At 33.5% G+C, this 20465-nt stretch carries 19 protein-coding genes; 18 read left to right on the top strand and 1 reads right to left on the bottom strand.

Going from position 1 to position 20465, the window contains the following annotated elements:
* Positions 1-102 precede the first annotated feature (102 nt).
* Positions 103-1650 carry a T9SS response regulator signal transducer PorX gene (gene porX, locus HM984_RS00970; protein WP_115808778.1) on the bottom strand — a complete coding sequence of 516 codons (1548 nt, stop codon included), beginning with the start codon at positions 1648-1650 and terminating at the stop codon, positions 103-105.
* Between the two features lie 41 nt (positions 1651-1691).
* On the opposite strand from porX, the gene HM984_RS00965 reads away from it, so the two are divergent.
* The 18 genes from HM984_RS00965 (at position 1692) to hisF (ending at position 20408) form a co-directional block, all read left to right on the top strand.
* A complete protein-coding gene (locus HM984_RS00965) occupies positions 1692-2921 on the top strand; it encodes an HD domain-containing protein (protein WP_179347751.1) in 1230 nt (409 codons plus the stop codon).
* A gap of 50 nt (positions 2922-2971) precedes the next feature.
* On the top strand, positions 2972-4000 hold the full coding sequence (gene lpxD / locus HM984_RS00960) for a UDP-3-O-(3-hydroxymyristoyl)glucosamine N-acyltransferase (RefSeq protein ID WP_179347750.1): 1029 nt from the start codon (positions 2972-2974) through the stop codon (positions 3998-4000).
* Positions 3987-5393, top strand: coding sequence for a bifunctional UDP-3-O-[3-hydroxymyristoyl] N-acetylglucosamine deacetylase/3-hydroxyacyl-ACP dehydratase (locus HM984_RS00955; protein WP_115808780.1), 1407 nt, complete (start codon positions 3987-3989; stop codon positions 5391-5393). The genes lpxD and HM984_RS00955 overlap by 14 nt, the downstream gene beginning before the upstream one ends.
* A gap of 287 nt (positions 5394-5680) precedes the next feature.
* Positions 5681-6466: an acyl-ACP--UDP-N-acetylglucosamine O-acyltransferase gene (gene lpxA, locus HM984_RS00950; RefSeq protein WP_115808781.1), complete on the top strand. Its 786-nt coding sequence runs from the start codon at positions 5681-5683 to the stop codon at positions 6464-6466.
* Positions 6467-6623: 157 nt separating this feature from the next.
* Positions 6624-7190 carry an elongation factor P gene (efp, locus tag HM984_RS00945; protein WP_115808782.1) on the top strand — a complete coding sequence of 189 codons (567 nt, stop codon included), beginning with the start codon at positions 6624-6626 and terminating at the stop codon, positions 7188-7190.
* Positions 7191-7281: 91 nt separating this feature from the next.
* Positions 7282-8217, top strand: a complete 936-nt coding sequence (locus HM984_RS00940) for a UDP-3-O-(3-hydroxymyristoyl)glucosamine N-acyltransferase (RefSeq protein WP_179347749.1) — start codon at positions 7282-7284, stop codon at positions 8215-8217.
* A complete protein-coding gene (locus HM984_RS00935; RefSeq protein WP_179347748.1) occupies positions 8217-8627 on the top strand; it encodes a nuclear transport factor 2 family protein in 411 nt (136 codons plus the stop codon). The genes HM984_RS00940 and HM984_RS00935 overlap by 1 nt, the downstream gene beginning before the upstream one ends.
* Positions 8628-8703: 76 nt before the next feature.
* Positions 8704-9576: a succinate--CoA ligase subunit alpha gene (gene sucD / locus HM984_RS00930; RefSeq protein ID WP_115808785.1), complete on the top strand. Its 873-nt coding sequence runs from the start codon at positions 8704-8706 to the stop codon at positions 9574-9576.
* A 162-nt stretch (positions 9577-9738) separates the two neighbouring features.
* Positions 9739-10485: a 3-oxoacyl-[acyl-carrier-protein] reductase gene (fabG, locus tag HM984_RS00925; RefSeq protein ID WP_179347747.1), complete on the top strand. Its 747-nt coding sequence runs from the start codon at positions 9739-9741 to the stop codon at positions 10483-10485.
* 50 nt (positions 10486-10535) lie between these two features.
* The gene (locus tag HM984_RS00920; protein ID WP_179347746.1) at positions 10536-12569 is read left to right on the top strand and encodes a VWA domain-containing protein; all 2034 of its coding nucleotides are present in this window, start codon (positions 10536-10538) and stop codon (positions 12567-12569) included.
* Positions 12570-12579: 10 nt separating this feature from the next.
* Positions 12580-13395 (top strand): prohibitin family protein, encoded by an 816-nt coding sequence (locus HM984_RS00915; RefSeq protein WP_179347745.1) that lies wholly within the window; start codon positions 12580-12582, stop codon positions 13393-13395.
* A 267-nt stretch (positions 13396-13662) separates the two neighbouring features.
* Positions 13663-14520 (top strand): ATP phosphoribosyltransferase, encoded by an 858-nt coding sequence (hisG, locus tag HM984_RS00910; protein ID WP_115808789.1) that lies wholly within the window; start codon positions 13663-13665, stop codon positions 14518-14520.
* Between the two features lie 20 nt (positions 14521-14540).
* Complete coding sequence (gene hisD / locus HM984_RS00905; protein WP_179347744.1) at positions 14541-15827, top strand: histidinol dehydrogenase; 1287 nt, start codon at positions 14541-14543, stop codon at positions 15825-15827.
* Positions 15828-15877: 50 nt separating this feature from the next.
* Positions 15878-16921 carry a histidinol-phosphate transaminase gene (gene hisC / locus HM984_RS00900; protein WP_179347743.1) on the top strand — a complete coding sequence of 348 codons (1044 nt, stop codon included), beginning with the start codon at positions 15878-15880 and terminating at the stop codon, positions 16919-16921.
* 86 nt (positions 16922-17007) lie between these two features.
* Complete coding sequence (gene hisB, locus HM984_RS00895; protein WP_179347742.1) at positions 17008-18144, top strand: bifunctional histidinol-phosphatase/imidazoleglycerol-phosphate dehydratase HisB; 1137 nt, start codon at positions 17008-17010, stop codon at positions 18142-18144.
* 58 nt (positions 18145-18202) lie between these two features.
* Positions 18203-18784, top strand: coding sequence for an imidazole glycerol phosphate synthase subunit HisH (hisH, locus tag HM984_RS00890; protein ID WP_179347741.1), 582 nt, complete (start codon positions 18203-18205; stop codon positions 18782-18784).
* 70 nt (positions 18785-18854) lie between these two features.
* The gene (gene hisA / locus HM984_RS00885; protein ID WP_179347740.1) at positions 18855-19589 is read left to right on the top strand and encodes a 1-(5-phosphoribosyl)-5-[(5-phosphoribosylamino)methylideneamino]imidazole-4-carboxamide isomerase; all 735 of its coding nucleotides are present in this window, start codon (positions 18855-18857) and stop codon (positions 19587-19589) included.
* Positions 19590-19652: 63 nt separating this feature from the next.
* Positions 19653-20408 carry an imidazole glycerol phosphate synthase subunit HisF gene (hisF, locus tag HM984_RS00880; RefSeq protein WP_179347739.1) on the top strand — a complete coding sequence of 252 codons (756 nt, stop codon included), beginning with the start codon at positions 19653-19655 and terminating at the stop codon, positions 20406-20408.
* The last annotated feature ends 57 nt before the right edge of the window (positions 20409-20465 follow it).

The raw sequence follows: 20465 nt of genomic DNA, 5'->3' as shown, positions 1-20465 counted from the left end.
AAGGTGTTTTTTATGCTAATACTCTAGAATTGTGGCTCATGTAGATAAAAAAAATGAAGCCAAATTAAATTCAACTTCATTTTTGTTTAGAATAAAAACCTGTTATTTGGGATTCATTACAACAAACGGTATAATCATTTCTTCTAATGACACACCGCCATGCTGATAAGTATTTCTATAATAACTGACATAGTGATTAAAGTTATTAGGGTAAGCTAAAAATAAATCACCCTTAGCAAAGATAAACGAGCTACTCATGGTTAAAGCTGGTAAATGAATAGATTTAGGATTTTTAATTGCTAATACATCTTTATCTTGATATGTTAAACTTCTTCCCGTTTTATAACGTAAATTTAAACTTGTTTCTCTGTCTCCAATTACCTTAGTTGGTGCTTTTACATTTATCGTTCCATGGTCGGTTGTTAATATTAATTTAAAGCCGAGTTGTTGTGATAACTGAATCATTTCTAATAATGGAGAATTCTTAAACCAACTAACAGTAAGAGAGCGATAAGCTTTATCATTAGAGGCTAATTCTTTAACAACCTCCATTTCCGTTTTAGAATGCGAAAGCATATCAACAAAATTATAAACAATGACGCTTAGGTCGTTGTCTTTTAAGGATCTAAAGTTTTCAACTAATTTTTTTCCGGCTTTAAGATTTGTGATTTTATGGTATTCATGTTTTAAGTGTCCTAAACCTAAACGTTTTAATTGTTCTCTCAAAAAATCACCTTCATGCATGTTTTTGCCTCCTTCATCAGTGTCATTTTTCCAATATTGAGGAAATAAACTTTCCATATCCGCAGGCATTAAACCAGAGAAAATGGCATTACGTGCATATTGAGTTGCTGTTGGTAAGATGCTATAAAAAGCAAGTTCAGATGTTTTTTTGTAATAATTGTTTACAAAAGGTTCAAAGGCTTTCCACTGATCGTATCGTAAATTATCTATAACTACCAATAAGGTTGGTTGTTTATCGCTCAATTCTGGCACAATCTTATCTTTAAACAGCGTATGTGACATTACGGGAGCATCTGTCTTTGGTTGAAACCAATCTTCGTAATTTTTCTCAATAAACTTACCGAATTGCATATTAGCTTCGGTTTTTTGAGATTCTAAAATATCGGTCATTCCAACATCCTCAATGCCTTCAAGCTGAAGTTCCCAATAAATTAATTTCTGATATAAATCTACCCATTCTTCATAAGAGTTTACCATAGATAGATCCATAGCAATTTTTCTGAATTCTTGCTGATAGTTAGAAGTCGTTTTTTCTGATACTAAACGCGAATGATCCAAATTCTTTTTCAAGCTTAGTAAAATCTGATGCGGATTTACGGGTTTTATTAAATAATCAGCAATTTTATTACCAATTGCTTCCTCCATAATGTATTCTTCTTCACTTTTGGTAATCATTACAACAGGTAAATTGGCACGTCGTTCCTTAATTTCATTCAAGGTTTCTAGCCCTGTAAGTCCTGGCATATTTTCATCTAAAAAGACAATATCAAAATTAGTGTCGTCTATAATTTCTAAAGCTTCCGTACCACTTTGGCATTTTGTAACTTGATATCCTTTTTGTTCTAAAAAAATAATATGTGGCTTTAGTAAATCGATTTCGTCGTCAACCCAGAGAATATTTATCATGTTGTGGTATATTTGTTTATTAATTATTGAATTCTAAAATTTTGCCTACAAAAAATAAGCTTAAAATCTTTAACGACCCAATTTACGGATTTATTACTATTCCGAATTCGTTAATATTTGATATAATTCAACATAAATATTTTCAAAGATTACGACGTATAAGTCAAATGGGGTTATCATATTTGGTATATCCAGGCGCACATCATACACGTTTTCATCATGCTTTGGGTTGTATGCATTTAATGCAGAAAGCCATTAATGTGCTTCGTTTTAAGGGAGTTATAGTTTCTGATGATGAAGAAAATGGATTGCTAATAGCGATTCTTTTACACGATATTGGTCATGGTCCTTTTTCGCATGCCATGGAGCACAGTATTGTAAATAACGTCTCTCACGAGGAAATTTCATTGCGTTTTATGGAAGAACTCAATATAGAGTTTAACGGAAGTTTAACGTTAGCGATTTCTATCTTTAAGAAGGAATATCCACGACAGTTTATGTGCGAGCTTATTTCAAGTCAATTAGATATGGACAGAGCCGATTATTTAAAACGCGATAGTTTTTACACAGGAGTTGCGGAAGGTAATGTAAATAGTGAACGATTAATTACGATGCTAAATGTGGTTAATGACCAATTGGTGGTTGAAGAGAAAGGTGTTTTAAGTGTCGAAAAATTCTTAGTAGCAAGACGTTTTATGTACTGGCAAGTGTATTTGCACAAAACAGGTGTAGTTGCAGAAGAATTATTAATGCGGGTTTTAAAACGTGCAAAAGAATTAGTACATCAGAATGTAAAATTAAAGTGTAGTGATGCTTTATTTTATTTCTTGAATTCAGAAATAAACGCTGAAAGTTTTAATGATGATACGCTTGTTATTTTTTCACAATTAGATGATTACGATATTGTAGCTGCAATGAAAGATTGGCAAAATCATGATGACTTCGTATTGAGCAACCTTTGCCAAATGATACTTGAAAGACGTTTGCTGAAAATTAAGATTAAAAGCAAAGTGTTTAAGGAATCAGAACTAAAAAGTCATTTTGAAGCTTTGGTAGAGCGGTATAATATTTCTAAATCTGAAGCAGAATATTTTGTGTTTCAGGGTGAGTTAAGCAACCAGGCATATGAGAATAAAGCTCAAAAGATCAACATCTTATTTAAGTCGGGAAAAATAAGAGACATCGTAAAAGCCTCACATCAATTAAACTTAAAAGCACTTAGTAAACCCATCACAAAATATTATATGTGCTATCCTAAAAAGAAAATGTGATCCTTTTTTTCTATTTTTGCGGAAAGCAATATGACTTTAAAATCTAATCATTGAAATTTACAGCAGAACAAATAGCAGGTATTTTAGAAGGAACCGTTGTTGGCGACCCTAAAATTGAAGTTTTTAAACTTTCTAAAATAGAAGAAGGAACTCTAGGGTCATTAACCTTTCTTTCCAATTTAAAATACACACCCTATATTTACACTACAGAAGCATCAATAACTATTGTTAATGATAAATTTGTACCAGAGAAACCGATATCAACAACCTTAATTAAAGTTGAAGATGCTTATGAGGGGTTTTCTAAGTTACTGGAGTATTATGATAGGATAAAGGCGAATAAATCAGGAATAGAGCAGCCAAGTTTTATTTCAGAAAGTACTAAGATATCAGATAGTATATACGTCGGTGCTTTTGCTTATATTGGTAGTAATGTAGAATTGGGAGATAATGTAAAAATTTACCCAAACGCATATGTAGGAGATAATGTAAAAATAGGTGCTAATACAACTATTTTTCCAGGTGGAAAGGTTTATTCTGATTGTATTATCGGTGAAAACTGCGTTGTTAATTCTGGTGCTATAATTGGTGCTGATGGTTTTGGTTTTGCACCTAATAAAGATGGAGGTTATTCTAAAATTCCACAGATTGGAAATGTTATATTAGAAGATTATGTAGATGTTGGTGCAGGTACAACAATAGATAGAGCAACGATGGGGTCTACGATTATAAGGTCTGGTGTAAAATTAGACAATCAAATACAGATTGCCCACAATGTAGAGGTCGGAAAAAACACAGTGATTGCAGCGCAATCTGGTGTTGCTGGTTCTACCAAGATTGGTGAACATTGCCAAATTGGCGGACAGGTTGGTATTGTTGGACATCTAACTATTGGAAACAATGTAAAGATACAAGCGCAATCTGGTATTGGGCGTAATGTAAAAGATAATGAAGTTTTACAAGGATCTCCTGCTTTTGGCTATGGGGATTTTAATAAATCCTATGTTTATTTTAAAAATTTACCGAAGTTGGCAAAAACTATTAATGAATTAGAAAAAAAAGTAGATGGCAATAATTAAAACGGAAACGAAGCAAAAAACCATTGAAAAAGAAGTAACGCTTACTGGTGTTGGACTTCATACTGGTGCAGATGTAAAATTGGTATTTAAGCCAGGTGCAGAAAATTCTGGATTTGTGTTTCAACGCATAGACTTAGAAGGGTCTCCAAAAATAGAAGCTGATGCTAATTACGTAACAAGTACCCAGCGTGGAACTTGTATGGAGAAAAATGGGGTAACTATTCAAACGTGTGAGCATGTCTTAGCAGCTCTAGTTGGTTTAGATATAGATAATGCTATAATTGAATTAAATTCATCAGAGCCACCAATAATGGATGGTTCTTCTAAATTCTTTGTAGAAGCACTAGAAAAAGCTGGTATTATTGAGCAAGAAGCTTTTAGAGAAGAATATGAAGTAACTCAAGTTGTATCTTATACAGATGAAGAGTCTGGAAGCGAAATAATTTTAATGCCAGCAAGTACGTACCAAATTACTACAATGGTAGATTTTGGCACTAAAGTTTTAGGCACTCAAAATGCAACACTGAATAAGGTTTCAGATTTTAAAACCGAAATAGCTGATGCCAGAACTTTTAGCTTTTTGCATGAAATTGAAATGCTTTTAGAACACGGCTTAATTAAAGGTGGAGATTTAAATAATGCTATAGTTTATGTAGATAAAGAGTTGTCTGATAAAACTATGGATAAATTAAGAGTCGCTTTTAATAAAGATAATATTGCAGTAAAGCCTAACGGTATTTTAGATAATCTTACTTTGCATCATCCAAATGAAGCAGCTCGTCATAAATTATTAGATGTATTAGGAGACTTAGCATTAATAGGTACACGTATTAGAGGTAAAGTTATTGCTAATAAGCCAGGTCATTTTGTGAATACACAGTTTGCAAAAAAGATGTCTAAACTTATAAAGAACGAAAGAAGAAATAATGTTCCTCAAGTCGATTTGAATTCAGAACCTTTAATGGATGTGAATCAAATTATGGATATGTTGCCACACAGACAACCTTTCTTATTAATAGATAAGGTTTATGAGTTGTCTGACAATCATGTTATTGGAATGAAGAACGTAACAATGAACGAAGAGTTCTTTAGAGGTCATTTTCCAGGCGCACCAGTAATGCCAGGAGTCTTAATTGTTGAGGCGATGGCACAAACAGGAGGAATTTTGGTATTAAGTACGGTTCCAGATCCAGAGAACTACTTAACGTTTTTTATGAAAATGGATAAAGTAAAATTCAAGCAAAAAGTAGTACCTGGCGATACTTTAATTTTCAAATGTTCTTTAATTACGCCAATACGAAGAGGAATTTGCCACATGCAAGGTTATGCTTATGCTAACGGTAAATTATGTGCAGAAGCAGAATTGATGGCGCAAATATCAAAAGTTAAATAAAATTAGAAAAATGAACCGAGACGACTTCAAGAGTAAAATTGGAGTCTGTAAAGTTCAATAGCGAACACATTTTTACCGCTTTATTAAATTAAAAACTAGAAAAATGAACCGAGCAGATTTCAAAAGTTAATAGGAATTTGTAAAGTTTAATAGCGAACACATTTTTACCGCTTTATTAAATTAAAAATTAGAAAAATGAACCGAGCAGATTTCAAAAGTTAATAGGAATTTGCAAAGTTTAATAGCGAACACATTTTTACCGCTTTATTAAATTAAAAATTAGAAAAATGAACCAACCGTTAGCATACGTACATCCTGGTGCAAAAATCGCCAAAAATGTCGTTATAGAGCCTTTTACAACCATACATAATAATGTAAAAATTGGAGAAGGGACTTGGATTGGAAGTAATGTAACCATTATGGAAGGTGCTCGAATAGGTAAAAATTGTAGTATTTTCCCCGGAGCTGTTATTTCAGCGGTTCCACAAGATTTAAAATACAACGATGAAGATACCACCGTCGAAATCGGTGATAATGTTACCATTAGAGAGTGCGTCACGATTAATCGTGGTACAACCGATAAAATGAAAACCGTAATTGGTAACAATTGTCTTATTATGGCGTATTGTCATATAGCTCACGATTGTATTGTTGGTAATAACTGTATTTTTTCAAATAATAGCACACTTGCCGGACATATTACAGTGGGTGATTATGTGATTTTAGCGGGTATGACAGCTGTTCACCAGTTTTGCTCTATAGGAAACCATGCTTTTGTAACTGGTGGTTCTTTAGTGCGTAAAGATGTGCCTCCTTTTGTTAAAGCAGGTAGAGAGCCACTATCTTATGTAGGAATTAATTCTGTAGGTTTAAGACGTAGAGGGTACACTTCTGAAAAAATTAGAGAGATTCAGAATATTTACAGAATATTATATCAAAAAAATTACAATAACACACAAGCTGCAGATTTAATTGAAGCAGAAATGGAAGCCACTCCAGAACGTGATGAGATTCTTCAATTTATTAAGAATTCGCATCGTGGAATTATGAAAGGTTACTTTAAATCTAACTAGATTTTCATGAAAATTACTAAAGCATTAAATAATTTAAGGTTTTGAATAATCAGAACTGAGTGTTGTCCCCTTGAGGGGACTTTAGGGGTGTTATGATTAAATAATCAACATTCAATTTATAAACAATTAAAAGATACCCACTTTCGTGGGCAATATTATGGCAAGTACTTCAGATATTAGAAACGGATTATGCATAAGATACAACAACGATATCTATAAAATAGTAGAATTTCTTCATGTAAAACCAGGAAAAGGACCGGCTTTTGTAAGAACAAAAATGAAAAGCGTTACTAACGGTAAGGTTTTGGATAATACATTTTCTGCGGGACATAAGATCGAAGATGTTCGTGTTGAAACTCATAAATTTCAGTATTTATATAATGACGGTGAATTTTATCATTTTATGAATGAAGCAGACTACACACAAATCCGATTATTAGAGTCTGCTATTGATAGAACTGATTTAATGAAAGAAGGAGAAGTGGTTACCATTCAAATTAATACCGAAGATAATATGCCACTTTCTGTAGATTTACCAGCTTCTGTTATATTAGAAGTTACAGCTACTGAACCAGGAATAAAAGGAAACACAGCTACCAATGCTACTAAACCAGCAACGGTTGAATCTGGAGCGGAGGTAAACGTTCCTTTATTTATAAATGAAGGTGATAAGATTAAAGTTGAAACCGAGAAGGGAACTTATAAGGAGCGTATTAAAGAATAAATAAGTTGACAGTATATACAGTCCTCAGTTTGCAGTAAATTACTAAAAACTGCATACTGACGACTGCATACTGACGACTGAATACTGACAAATGAAATTCCCAAAACCACATACTTTAAAGCAAATTGCAACCTTAATTGATTGTGAATACAGAGGTTATGAAGATTTTGAAATCTTAGGTATTAATGAGATTCATGTTGTAGAACCTGGTGATATTGTTTTTGTAGATCACCCTAAATATTACGATAAAGCTTTAGAGTCAGCAGCAACAATCGTTTTAATTAATAAAGATGTTGCTTGTCCTGAAGGAAAAGCACTCTTAATTTCAGATGATCCATTTCGGGATTTCAATAAAATAACTTCTCATTTTAAGCCATTTAAAGCTTCAAATAATGCTATCGCTACTGATGCCGTAATCGGAGAAGGTACAGTAATACAACCCAATTGTTTTATTGGTAATAATGTAAAAATTGGTAAGAACTGTGTCATTCATGCTAATGTGAATATTTATGATGATGCCATTATTGGCGATAATGTCACTATTCATTCAGGTACAGTTTTAGGTGCAAGTGCATTTTACTATAAAAATAGACCTGAGGGCTACGATCAGTTAAAATCTGGTGGCCGTGTTATTATTGAAAATAACGTAGATATAGGTGCACTTTGTACTATAGATAGAGGTGTTACAGGTGATACGACCATTGGTGAAGGCTCAAAATTAGATAATCAAATTCAAATTGGTCATGATACCATTATTGGAAAAAAATGTTTAATCGCTTCACAAACCGGAATTGCGGGTTGTGTTGTTGTTGAAGATAATGTTACTATTTGGGGCCAAGTGGGTGTTAAAAGTGGAATAACGATTGCAAAAGGCACAGTGTTATATGCACAATCTGGATTAGGACATTCTACAGAAGAAGGCAAAACTTATTTTGGTAGTCCTGCGCAAGAAGCTAGAGTTTCTTTTAAAGATTTGGCATACATCAAAAAAATTCCTGAAATACTTCTAAAACTAAAAAACTTATAATGTCATCAAAGAAAGTTGTCAAGTCGTTTTATGAATCAGACCTAGCGAATGACGTTACAATGGTTTCTAAGCATTTTCATAAAGATTGTGAATTACATTGGACGAGTAGCCAAGGTTTTACATTACTGAATTATGATGATATTGAAACATTTTTTGAAGGAACGAGACAATCTTACAATAGTTTGCGATTTGAGTTTACTCATTTTATAGCGTCAGGTGTTTTTGTAACAACAAGACATACATTATTTGGTTTTACTATTGAAAATCCATATATAGAAACAACAATTGCACATTTTTCTACAATTTGGGAAGTGAAAGATGACAAATTATATCGTGGTTTTGAAATCAGTCAACAAGCTGATGAAACTGATAAAAAAAGCATCAAATCATATCGAGAAATAAAATTATAAAAGAGGTCGCTTTTGCGTTTAAAATCTCTTATTTTTGCATAACAAAATACATAAAACTTAAAATCAACAATAACAAATGAGCGTTTTAGTTAATAAGAATTCTAAGATTATAGTTCAAGGTTTTACAGGTAGTGAAGGTACATTTCACGCTGAACAAATGATTGAATATGGTACAAATGTCGTTGGAGGTGTAACTCCTGGTAAAGGTGGTCAAACACATTTAGACAGACCTGTTTTTAATACAGTTTCTGAAGCTGTAGAGAAAGCTGGTGCAGATACTACAATTATTTTCGTACCACCAGCTTTTGCTGCTGATGCTATTATGGAAGCTGCTGATGCTGGTATTAAGGTAATTATCACAATTACTGAAGGTATTCCTGTTGCAGATATGATTAAAGCGTCTAACTATATCAAAGATAAAGCGTGTCGTTTAATAGGTCCTAACTGTCCTGGTGTAATTACCCCAGGGGAAGCTAAAGTTGGTATTATGCCAGGTTTTGTTTTCAAAAAAGGGACTGTAGGTATTGTGTCTAAATCAGGTACTTTAACTTACGAAGCTGCTGATCAGGTTGTAAAACAAGGATTAGGTATTACAACAGCTATCGGTATTGGTGGAGATCCAATTATTGGAACGACAACTAAAGAAGCTGTTGAGTTATTAATCAATGATCCAGAAACTGAAGCTGTGGTTATGATTGGTGAAATTGGAGGTCAATTGGAAGCAGATGCTGCACACTGGTATAAGGAAAGCGGAAGTAAAAAACCAGTTATTGGTTTTATTGCTGGTGAAACTGCTCCTGCTGGTCGTACAATGGGACATGCTGGTGCTATTGTAGGTGGTAGTGATGATACTGCTCAAGCTAAAAAGAAAATCATGAGAGAATGTGGAATTCACGTTGTAGATTCTCCTGCTGAAATAGGAAAGAAAGTAGCTGAAGTTTTAGGCTAAACTTTCCCACATAAAACTGTTAAAAACCTTACAAAATCTTGTGAGGTTTTTTTATTTCGTGCAAATTGTAATTGCTATCTTTGGATTGCGGTTTCAAACTCTAAATTATTTGAAGCCTTTTTTTAATAAAGTATTGTAACACAAACTAATTATAAATTTATCATGAAACTTTTAGAGGGAAAAACAGCCATAATTACTGGTGCAAGTAGAGGTATAGGAAAAGGAATTGCAGAGGTTTTTGCAGATCATGGAGCAAACGTAGCATTTACTTATAGCTCATCGGTTGAAGCGGCTAACGAATTAGAAAAAGAATTAAATTCTAAAGGCATAAAGGCTAAAGGCTACCAAAGTAATGCTGCAAATTTTGATGAATCTCAAAAATTAGCAGAAGATGTTTTAGCCGAATTTGGTGCTATTGATATTTTGGTTAATAATGCAGGTATCACAAAAGATAATCTCTTAATGCGAATGGGAGAGGATGATTTTGATAAAGTAATTGAAGTAAACTTAAAATCGGTTTTTAATATGACTAAAGCCGTTCAACGTACCATGTTGAAACAACGTAAAGGTTCTATCATAAATATGAGTTCTGTTGTTGGTATAAAAGGTAATGCCGGACAAACAAACTACGCAGCTTCTAAAGCCGGAATTATTGGTTTTTCTAAGTCAGTGGCATTAGAGCTAGGATCGCGTAATATTAGAAGCAACGTCATCGCGCCAGGTTTTATTGAAACTGAAATGACAGCAAAACTAGATGAAGCCACTGTAAAAGGTTGGAGAGCTGGTATTCCACTTAAAAGAGGGGGGACACCAGAAGATATCGCTAATGCATGTGTGTTTTTAGCAAGTGATTTAAGTGCTTATATTACAGGACAGACGCTTAATGTTGATGGTGGAATGTTGACTTAAACTCTTATTCCTGCGAAGGCAGGAATCTTATGATATTTGTCGAAATTTGAATGGGTAAACTAACAATTATATACATAACAATTGCTGCAATAACAGCGCTTTTATTAGCGCTGTTTCAGTATTTGTATAAATCTAAATTAAAGTCGAATCTTAAATACGTGCTTACAGCATTAAGAACGATTTCAATCTTCGGAATTTTACTATTACTAATCAATCCAAAGTTTGAATCCTATACGTATTTTGATGAGAAACCAACTTTGGTTGTTGCTGTTGATAATTCCGAATCCGTTTCTTATTTAAAACACGATGAAAAGGCTAAGAAAGTCGTAAATGCTTTACAAAATAATTCAGAATTAAAAGATCGTTTTAATATACAGGCTTATAGTTTTGGTAAGTCGGTTAATACCTTAGATACTTTAAATTTTAAGGAACGTCAATCTAATTTGGCCTTGGCCTTAAAACAATTTGGAGAGGTGTATGCCAATCAAACAGCGCCAATTGTTATATTAAGCGATGGGAATCAAACCTATGGTTCAGATTATAGTTATATAGCCAAAGGAATTAAGCAACCTATTTATCCTATTATTCTTGGGGATTCTACGGTGTATTCCGATTTAAGCATTAAGCAACTGAATGTTAATCGTTATGTCTATCTCAAGAATAAGTTTCCTGTAGAGATTTTCGCCAATTATAGTGGCAATGAGACTATCAATACAGAACTTAAAATATGGTCTGGTAATTCTGTAGTTTTTAGAAAAACACTTCAGTTTAATGCGTTAAAATCATCCGAAATTATTTCAACTGCTTTAATGGCAAATAGCGTTGGTGTTAAAACGTATCGTGTAGAGTTGGTGGCTTTAGACAATGAGAAAAATAAAGTCAATAACGTTAAGAATTTTGGAGTAGAAGTCATCGATCAAAAAACAAATATTGCTTTGGTTTATGATCGTTTGCATCCAGATTTAGGTACGTTAAAAAAAGCCATTGAAAGTAACGAGCAACGCAGTGTTTCAATTATAAAGCCAAAAGACTTAATAACTAAAATTAATGATTTTCAATTAGTTATATTGTATCAGCCGAATAATGACTTTAATTCCCTTTTAAAAGAAATTAAAGAGCAAAAAATTAATACGTTCATCATTTCGGGTGCTACGACCAATTGGAATTTGCTGAACCAGACTCAAGAGTATTTCAAACAAACCATCACCAATCAAACTGAAAGCTATCAACCAACTCTCAATAGAAATTATGGAACGTTCATCGTAGAACATCTCGACTTCAATAGTTTTCCTCCTTTAAAATCTGAATTTGGTGCGCTTCAAATGTTAGTTCCGCATGAAACGCTATTGTATAAAAACGTTAACGGAATTACAACAGAAGATATATTGCTAGCAACTTTTGAAGCAGATGCTACAAAACATGCTATTCTAAATGGAGAAGATATTTGGCGTTGGAGAGCGCAATCATTTCTAAATACGAACAGTTTTAATGGTTTTGATGAATTCATTAATAAGCTTGTACAATACCTAAGTTCAAACAAAAAAAGAAAACGTATTAATATAGATTACAGGTCATTTTATAATGGTAATGACGATGTAATAATCTCAGCACAATATTTCAATAAAAACTTTGAGTTTGACACGTCTGCGTCATTAAGCATTGTCTTAAAAAATAAGGATGACGACAGTGTTAGAGAAATACCACTTTTATTAAATAATGGGAATTATACCGTAGATTTAAGTGGAGTTAATGCCGGATTATATGATTTTACGATTAAACATAATTCGGAATCTGTGACGGCTTCAGGAAGCTTTCAAATTTTAGAATACAATGTAGAACAGCAATTTTTAAATGCAGATATTATCAAATTAAAATCTATTGCTGAAACTAGTAAAGGCACTGCATTTTTTCCGACTCAAATCGATGAAATGATTAGTACTTTAATTAGTGATAATCGGTTCAAAACCATTCAGAAAAGCACTAAAAATATCGTACCTTTGATAGATTGGAAATATCTACTTGGTTTAATCGCTTTAAGCCTTTTTATTGAGTGGTTTATTAGAAAATATAACGGATTAATTTAAAAAGAATAGAATGGAAAAATTACCAAAGATTGGATTGCCGATTTTAATCGGAGTTGTACTTTTAATAATAGTTTTAGCAAAATCTGCTGTTACGCTAGATTCAGGTCATGCTGGTGTTTTATACGAAACACTTAGTGATGGTGTAGATCCAGAAAAAGCACCATTAGGTCCAGGGTTTCATGTTATTGCTCCATGGAATCGCGTAATCGATTATGAAACGCGTCAACAAGAAGTTGCAGAAAAAATGGCAGTACTATCTTCTAATGGTTTGGACATTAAATTAGATGCCTCTATTCTATATCAACCCGATGTTAAAAGTTTAGGAAAATTACACAACCAAAAAGGTGAAGATTATTTAAGTCGTGTGCTTCAGCCAGCGATTAGAAGTGCTGCAAGAAGTGTTGTTGGTCGTTATACGCCAGAACAATTATACTCTAGTAAAAGAGATGCAATACAAGAAGAGATTTTTGAGGAGACTAAAAAGCTTGTAGAGCCACAATTTATTCAATTAAATGATATTTTAATTAGAGATGTTACATTGCCTTCTACAATTAAAGAAGCAATTGAACGTAAATTAAGACAAGAGCAAGAATCATTAGAATATGAATTCAGACTTGAAAGCGCAAGAAAAGAAGCTGAAAAAGTTATTATTGATGCACAAGGTAAAGCAGATGCTAACCGTATTTTAAGTGCATCTTTAACAGATAAGATTCTTCAGGATAAAGGTATTGAAGCTACAGTGAAACTTTCTGAATCACCAAATAGTAAAACGATTATTATTGGTTCAGGAGATACTGGCTTACCAATTATCTTAGGAAATCAATAATTAAAGAAACAAATATTATTAATTTGTTAAAAATTGAGATTCTTTGAATTAAAATTAGGATTAATAAAATTAAATTAACAATATTTGTAGCAACATAAAGAACATGACACTTATTCAATTACATCATCATTTTCATATAATCGCTCAAGCGAGGTGAAAGTGTATTGAATAAATTCAAAATATATTTTAAAAACCCGTTTGAGAACTTCAAGCGGGTTTTTTGTTTTTTAAACGCAATTGAAGTCTTAGACATTACAAAACTTGGTTATGAGTAAATTAAAAATTGCAGTACAAAAATCGGGTCGTCTTAACGAAGATTCAATGAAAATCTTAAAGGAGATTGGTATTTCTGTCGATAACGGAAAAGATCAATTAAAAGCATCAGCACGAAATTTCCCTTTAGAAGTTTTTTACCTAAGAAATGGTGATATCCCGCAATACCTTAGAGATGGTGTGGTTGATGCTGCTATTATTGGCGAGAATGTATTGATAGAAAAAGGAAATGATCTTAAGATTGTAGAACGTTTAGGATTTTCAAAATGTAAAGTTTCTATTGCAGTTCCAAAATCATCGAAAGCAAAAAGCTTAAAAGACTTAGACGGAAAACGAATAGCAACATCGTACCCAAATACGGTGAATCAATTTTTAGAAAAAGCAGGACTAAAAGCGAATTTACACATCATTAATGGTTCTGTTGAAATTGCGCCAAACATAGGATTAGCAGATGGAATTTGTGATATTGTTTCTAGTGGAAGCACCTTATTTAAAAACGGTTTAAAAGAGATTGAAGTCTTACTAAAATCTGAAGCAGTATTAGCGACTTCACCTATGATTTCTGAAGAAAATCAAGCGTTGATAGATAAACTTCAATTCCGATTAAAATCAGTTTTAAAAGGGAGAGAGAGCAAATACATTCTATTAAATGCACCAAATAATAAACTTGATGAGATTATAAGAATTCTTCCAGGAATGAACAGTCCATCGATCTTACCTCTAGCTAGGGAAGGTTGGAGTTCAATGCACTCTGTAATTGACAAAAATGATTTTTGGAATATTATTGACGAATTAAAAGCGAATGGAGCAGAAGGTATTTTAGTTTGCCCTATAGAAAACATGGTATTATAATTAATCTGAATTTAGACGTAATGAAACTATTTATAAATCCATCTAAAGCCGAATGGCTTTCACTATTACAACGGCCAACAAAATCGGTTGAAGCTATTGAGGAAACTGTAAATGAGATATTCAAAGAAGTAAAAGACAATGGTGATACTGCTATAAAAAAATACACGACGAAGTTCGATGGAGTAGCGCTTGAGAATAATATAGTCTCAAAATCAGAAATAGAAGAAGCTTCAAAACTCGTAAATGACGATTTAAAAGCGGCTATTGAACTAGCAAAAACGAATATCAAGAAGTTTCACAGTGCTCAAAAAACGGATAAAGTTTTTGTAGAAACCATGGCAGGAGTAGAGTGCTGGCAAGAAAAACGACCAATACAGAAAGTGGGTTTATACATTCCAGGCGGAACAGCTCCTTTGTTTTCTACTGTTTTAATGCTGGTCGTTCCTGCGCAAATTGCAGGCTGTAAAGAGATCGTATTATGCTCACCTCCTAATAAAGAAGGAAAAATAGCGAATGAAATTTTATACGCAGCAAATCTTTGTGGCGTTACTAAAATCATAAAAGTTGGTGGTATACAGGCTGTTGCAGGAATGACTTTCGGTACAGTAACCATTCCGCAAGTCTACAAGATTTTTGGTCCTGGTAACCAGTTTGTAACCGTAGCAAAACAATTAGCAACAAAGTATGGTGTTGCCATCGATATGCCAGCTGGCCCGAGTGAATTATTAGTTATGGCTGATGAATCTGCAAATGCAGCTTATGTGGCTTCAGATTTATTAAGTCAGGCGGAACACGGTAGTGATAGTCAAGTGATTTTGGTAACGACGTCTCAAGATTTTGCGGATTGTGTTTCATCGGAAGTGAAAAAGCAATTGGCTGTTTTACCAAGAAAAGTTATGGCAGAAAAAGCGATTGCTAATTCTAAATCTATTGTAGTAGATTCTAATGAAACAGCATTGGAGCTTATTAATGAATATGGTCCTGAACATTTTATTGTAGTAACATCAGACAATGAGTTTTTTGTAGAAAATATTAGCAATGCAGGTTCTGTTTTTATTGGGAATTACACACCAGAAAGTGCAGGTGATTATGCTTCCGGAACCAATCATACCTTACCAACTAACGGGTTTTCAAAAGCGTATTCTGGAGTCAATTTAGATAGCTTTCAAAAAAGTATGACGTTTCAGAAACTATCAAAAGAAGGCATTCAAAATATAGGAAACGCTATAGAATTAATGGCAGAAGCAGAAGGATTACAGGCACATAAAAATGCAGTAACCTTAAGGCTTAATGATTTAAAAAAGTAATTAAATGTAATTTCAAATGTCACACTGAGCGCAGTCGAAGTGTCTATAACATGATAAATTTCAACTTAAATAATCTCATAAGAGATAATATTAAAACCATTAAACCGTATTCCTCAGCACGAGATGAATATAAGGACATCACAGATGGTATGGTTTTTATCGATGCGAATGAAAACCCATTTAATACGGATGTCAATCGGTATCCAGATCCTCAGCAAACACAGGTTAAAAAGCGTTTGTCTGAATTAAAAGGAATTCCAACGAACCAAATACTTCTAGGTAATGGAAGCGACGAAGTACTAGATTTAATTTTTAGAGTCTTTTGTGAGCCGTATCGTGAGAATATCATAACATTACCACCAACTTATGGAATGTATGATGTGCTGGCAAATCTTAATGCTGTGGATAATATTGAAATTGAATTAGAATCGGATTTCCAACCGAATATTGAAGAAATCCTTGCAGCAGCGCATACACATACCAAGCTCTTATTTTTATGTTCACCAAACAATCCAACAGCCAATAGTTTTAAAGCTAAAAGAATTGAGGAATTAATTAATGAATTTCAAGGTATTGTGGTGATTGATGAAGCTTATATTGATTTTTCAAAAAAAGAAAGTTGGTTGAGTCGCTTGGATGAATTTCCGAATTTAATAATCACACAAACTTTATCAAAAGCGTATGGTTTAGCAGGAATTCGTTTAGGTATCTGTTACGCGTCGCAAGAAATTATTTCAGTATTAAATAAAATAAAACCACCGTATAATATTAATCAACTCTCTCAAGATAAAGCTTTAGAACGTTTAAACGCTATGGATGCAGTTGATAATGAAGTGAAAACGATTATCACAGAAAGGAAAAAACTGAGAAAAGCATTAAAGTCTATTCGTTTTGTGGAAAAAGTGTATCCTTCTGATGCCAATTTTATCTTAGTTAAAGTAGATGATGCTAATCAACGCTATCAGCAATTGGTGGAGCAGGGCATTGTGGTGAGAAATAGAACGAATCAACCTTTATGTGACAACTGCTTGCGATTTTCAGTAGGCACGGAAGCAGAGAATGAAAAATTAATTCAAACATTAAATAACCTTTAGGTTAAAATCCTGCAAGGTTTTCAAAACCTTGTAGGTATTAAAAGAAGTTTAATAAAAACAGATTCCCACTTTCGTGGGAAAATATTATGAAAAAACCAGTATTATTCATAGACAGAGACGGAACTTTAATTAAAGAACCAGCAGACGAACAAATTGATTCATTTGAAAAATTAGAGTTCTATCCGAAGATTTTTCAATATTTAAGCAAAATAGCAAAAGAATTGAATTTCGAAATTGTAATGATTACCAATCAAGATGGTTTAGGAACAGATGTGTATCCGGAAGACACGTTTTGGCCTGTTCATAATTTTGTACTTAAAGCGTTTGAAGCCGAGGGAGTTTCTTTTAAAGAGCAGTTTATCGATAGAACATTTGCTAAAGATAATGCTCCAACACGTAAGCCAAATACAGGTTTGTTGACTAAATATTTTTCGGAGCCTTATGACTTAAAGAATTCATTTGTTATTGGCGATCGACTTACAGATATTGAATTGGCTAAGAATTTAGGTGCAAAAGGAATTTTTATCAATGATAACACCAACTTAGGAACGGATGAAGTTACCGTAAGTAATACGGAATTGAAAGCATTTATTGCTTTAGAAACGAATGATTGGGAAGCGATTTATAAGTTTCTTAAAACCACGGAACGTGTTGGGAGTATCGAAAGAAATACCAATGAAACTAAAATTAAAATTGATATTAATTTAGATGGAACGGGAAAAAGCAACATCGCTACCGGAATTGCATTTTTCGATCATATGTTAGATCAGATTGCGCGTCATGGGCAACTCGATTTAAATATTAAGGTAGATGGCGATTTAGAAGTTGATGAACACCACACCATAGAAGATACAGCCATCGCTTTAGGTGAAGTATTTGCGACGACTTTAGGAAATAAATTAGGCATTGAGCGTTATGGATTTTCATTACCAATGGACGATTGTTTAGCGCAAGTCGGTATTGATTTCGGAGGTAGAAACTGGTTGGTTTGGGAAGCAGAATTTAAGCGTGAAATGATTGGGAAAATGCCAACCGAAATGTTTTATCACTTCTTTAAATCGTTTACAGACGGAGCAAAATGTAATCTGAATATTAAAGTAGAAGGCACCAACGAACATCATAAAATTGAAGCCATATTTAAAGCGTTTGCAAAAGCGATTAAAATGGCCGTTAAACAAGATGTTGAAAAAATGATTTTACCATCTACTAAAGGAATGCTGTAAAGCCTTTAGCTGTTAGCCATTTGCTAATAGCCAAAAGCCAAAAGCCAAAAGCAGAAAAATGAAACTATCTATAGTAAATTACGGAGCCGGAAATATAAAAAGTATACAATTCGCATTTCAACGTTTAGGATACGACGCTATTTTAACGGATAATCCTGAAGAAATTATAAAATCCGATAAAGTGATTTTTCCAGGTGTTGGTGAAGCGAGTTCTGCCATGGTGAAATTAAAACAAAGTGGACTAGATCAATTAATTCCAACCTTAAAACAACCGGTTCTAGGTATTTGTTTAGGCATGCAATTAATGTGTAGTCATAGTGAAGAAGGTGACACCACCGGACTAGGTATTTTTGATGTAAATGTGAAACGATTTTCAAATAACGTTAAAGTCCCGCAAATGGGATGGAACACGATTTCTAATCTAAAATCCGATTTATTTAAAGGGATAAAAGAAAAAGAATACATGTATCTTGTGCATAGTTATTACGCGGAACAGTGTAAAAAATCTATTGCCACATCTGATTACGAATTAGAATATGCTTCAGCACTAGAAAACGACAATTTCTTCGGTGTACAATTTCACCCAGAAAAGAGTAGCAAAGCAGGAGAACAGTTACTAAAGAATTTTTTAAAATTATAAGAATGACTTTTTGTTTTTAACTATTAGTGTTCGGCTAATAGCTAAAAGCCAAAGGCCAAAAGCCAAATACATGAGAATTATACCAGCCATAGATATTATAGAAGGAAAATGTGTGCGTTTAACCAAGGGCGATTACGACACCAAAAAAATATATAACGAAAATCCATTAGAAGTTGCCAAGGCTTTTGAAGATTCAGGTATTGAATACTTGCATTTGGTTGATTTAGATGGAGCGAAAGCGAAGCACATTGTTAACTATAAAGTTTTAGAATTAATTGCTTCTAAGACGAATTTAAAAATTGATTTCGGTGGTGGATTAAAATCTAATGAAGATTTAAATGTGGCCTTTAATTGTGGTGCAAGACAAATTACAGGAGGAAGTATTGCGGTTAGTGATAGAGAAACCTATGAAGGTTGGTTGGCCAAATACGGACCACAGAAAATTATTTTAGGTGCTGATAGTAATGACGGAAAAATTGCAATTAACGGTTGGCAAGATAATAGTAAAGAGGAAGTCATTTCTTTTATTAAGGATTACCAGAGAAAGCGAATTAAATACGTGATTTGTACAGATATTTCAAAAGATGGGATGCTTGAAGGCCCGTCCATTGAACTTTATAAAAACATTATTGACTCTTGTAGTAATAATAGTGGTGCTCAATCGATAAGTCTTATAGCATCTGGAGGAGTATCTGGTGTTAATGATTTAGAATTGTTAAAAGACATCGGTTGTGAAGGTGTTATTATTGGTAAAGCCATTTACGAGAACAGAATAAGTTTAAAAGAATTAGAACGATTTTTATAAAATAGCGATTAGTCGTGTTAGCTTTTAGCTAATATCTAAAGGCTAATTCCTAAAAGCTAAAATATGCTGACAAAACGAATAGTCCCTTGTTTGGACATTAAAAACGGAAGAACCGTAAAAGGTGTCAACTTTGTAGATTTAAGAGATGCTGGTGATCCTGTGGTATTAGCGAAGCAATATGCTGATTTAGGTGCCGATGAGTTGGTGTTTTTAGATATTGCAGCCACGTTAGAAAACCGTAAAACCATGCACGATATGGTTTTAAAAGTTGCAGAACAAGTTAATATACCATTTACAGTAGGTGGAGGAATTTCATCTGTTGCAGATGTGGATGATTTGTTGCATTGTGGTGCAGATAAAGTCTCTATTAATTCTTCGGCTGTAAAACGACCAGAATTAATCAATGAGCTTTCAGATAAATTTGGAAGTCAATGTGTAGTGGTTGCTATTGATGCTAAAGAAGTTGATGGCGAATGGTTAGTTCATTTGGCAGGAGGCACAATCCCAACAGAACTAAATCTATTTGATTGGGCAAAAGAAGTCGAGCAACGTGGGGCTGGTGAAATATTATTTACGTCGATGAACCATGATGGAACCAAGGCTGGATTCGCAAATAAAGCCTTAGCGAAATTGTCAGATTTAGTGAATATTCCAATAATCGCTTCTGGAGGAGCAGGAACGATTCAGCACTTCGTCGATACTTTTAAAGAAGGGATAGCAGATGCGGCATTAGCGGCAAGTGTATTTCATTTTGGTGAAATCCCCATTTTAGAATTAAAAGAAGCCTTACAAAATAAAGGTATACCCGTAAGATTATAAATAATAACGTCCACTCGAGTGAATTTAAGTATAAAACACTCAGGTGGATGACATAAT

This window comes from Winogradskyella pacifica, assembly GCF_013403915.1.
Classification (GTDB): Bacteria; Bacteroidota; Bacteroidia; order Flavobacteriales; family Flavobacteriaceae; genus Winogradskyella; species Winogradskyella pacifica.
Note: the sequence above shows the minus strand (reverse complement) of the source record. Positions and strands in the feature narration are given on the sequence as shown.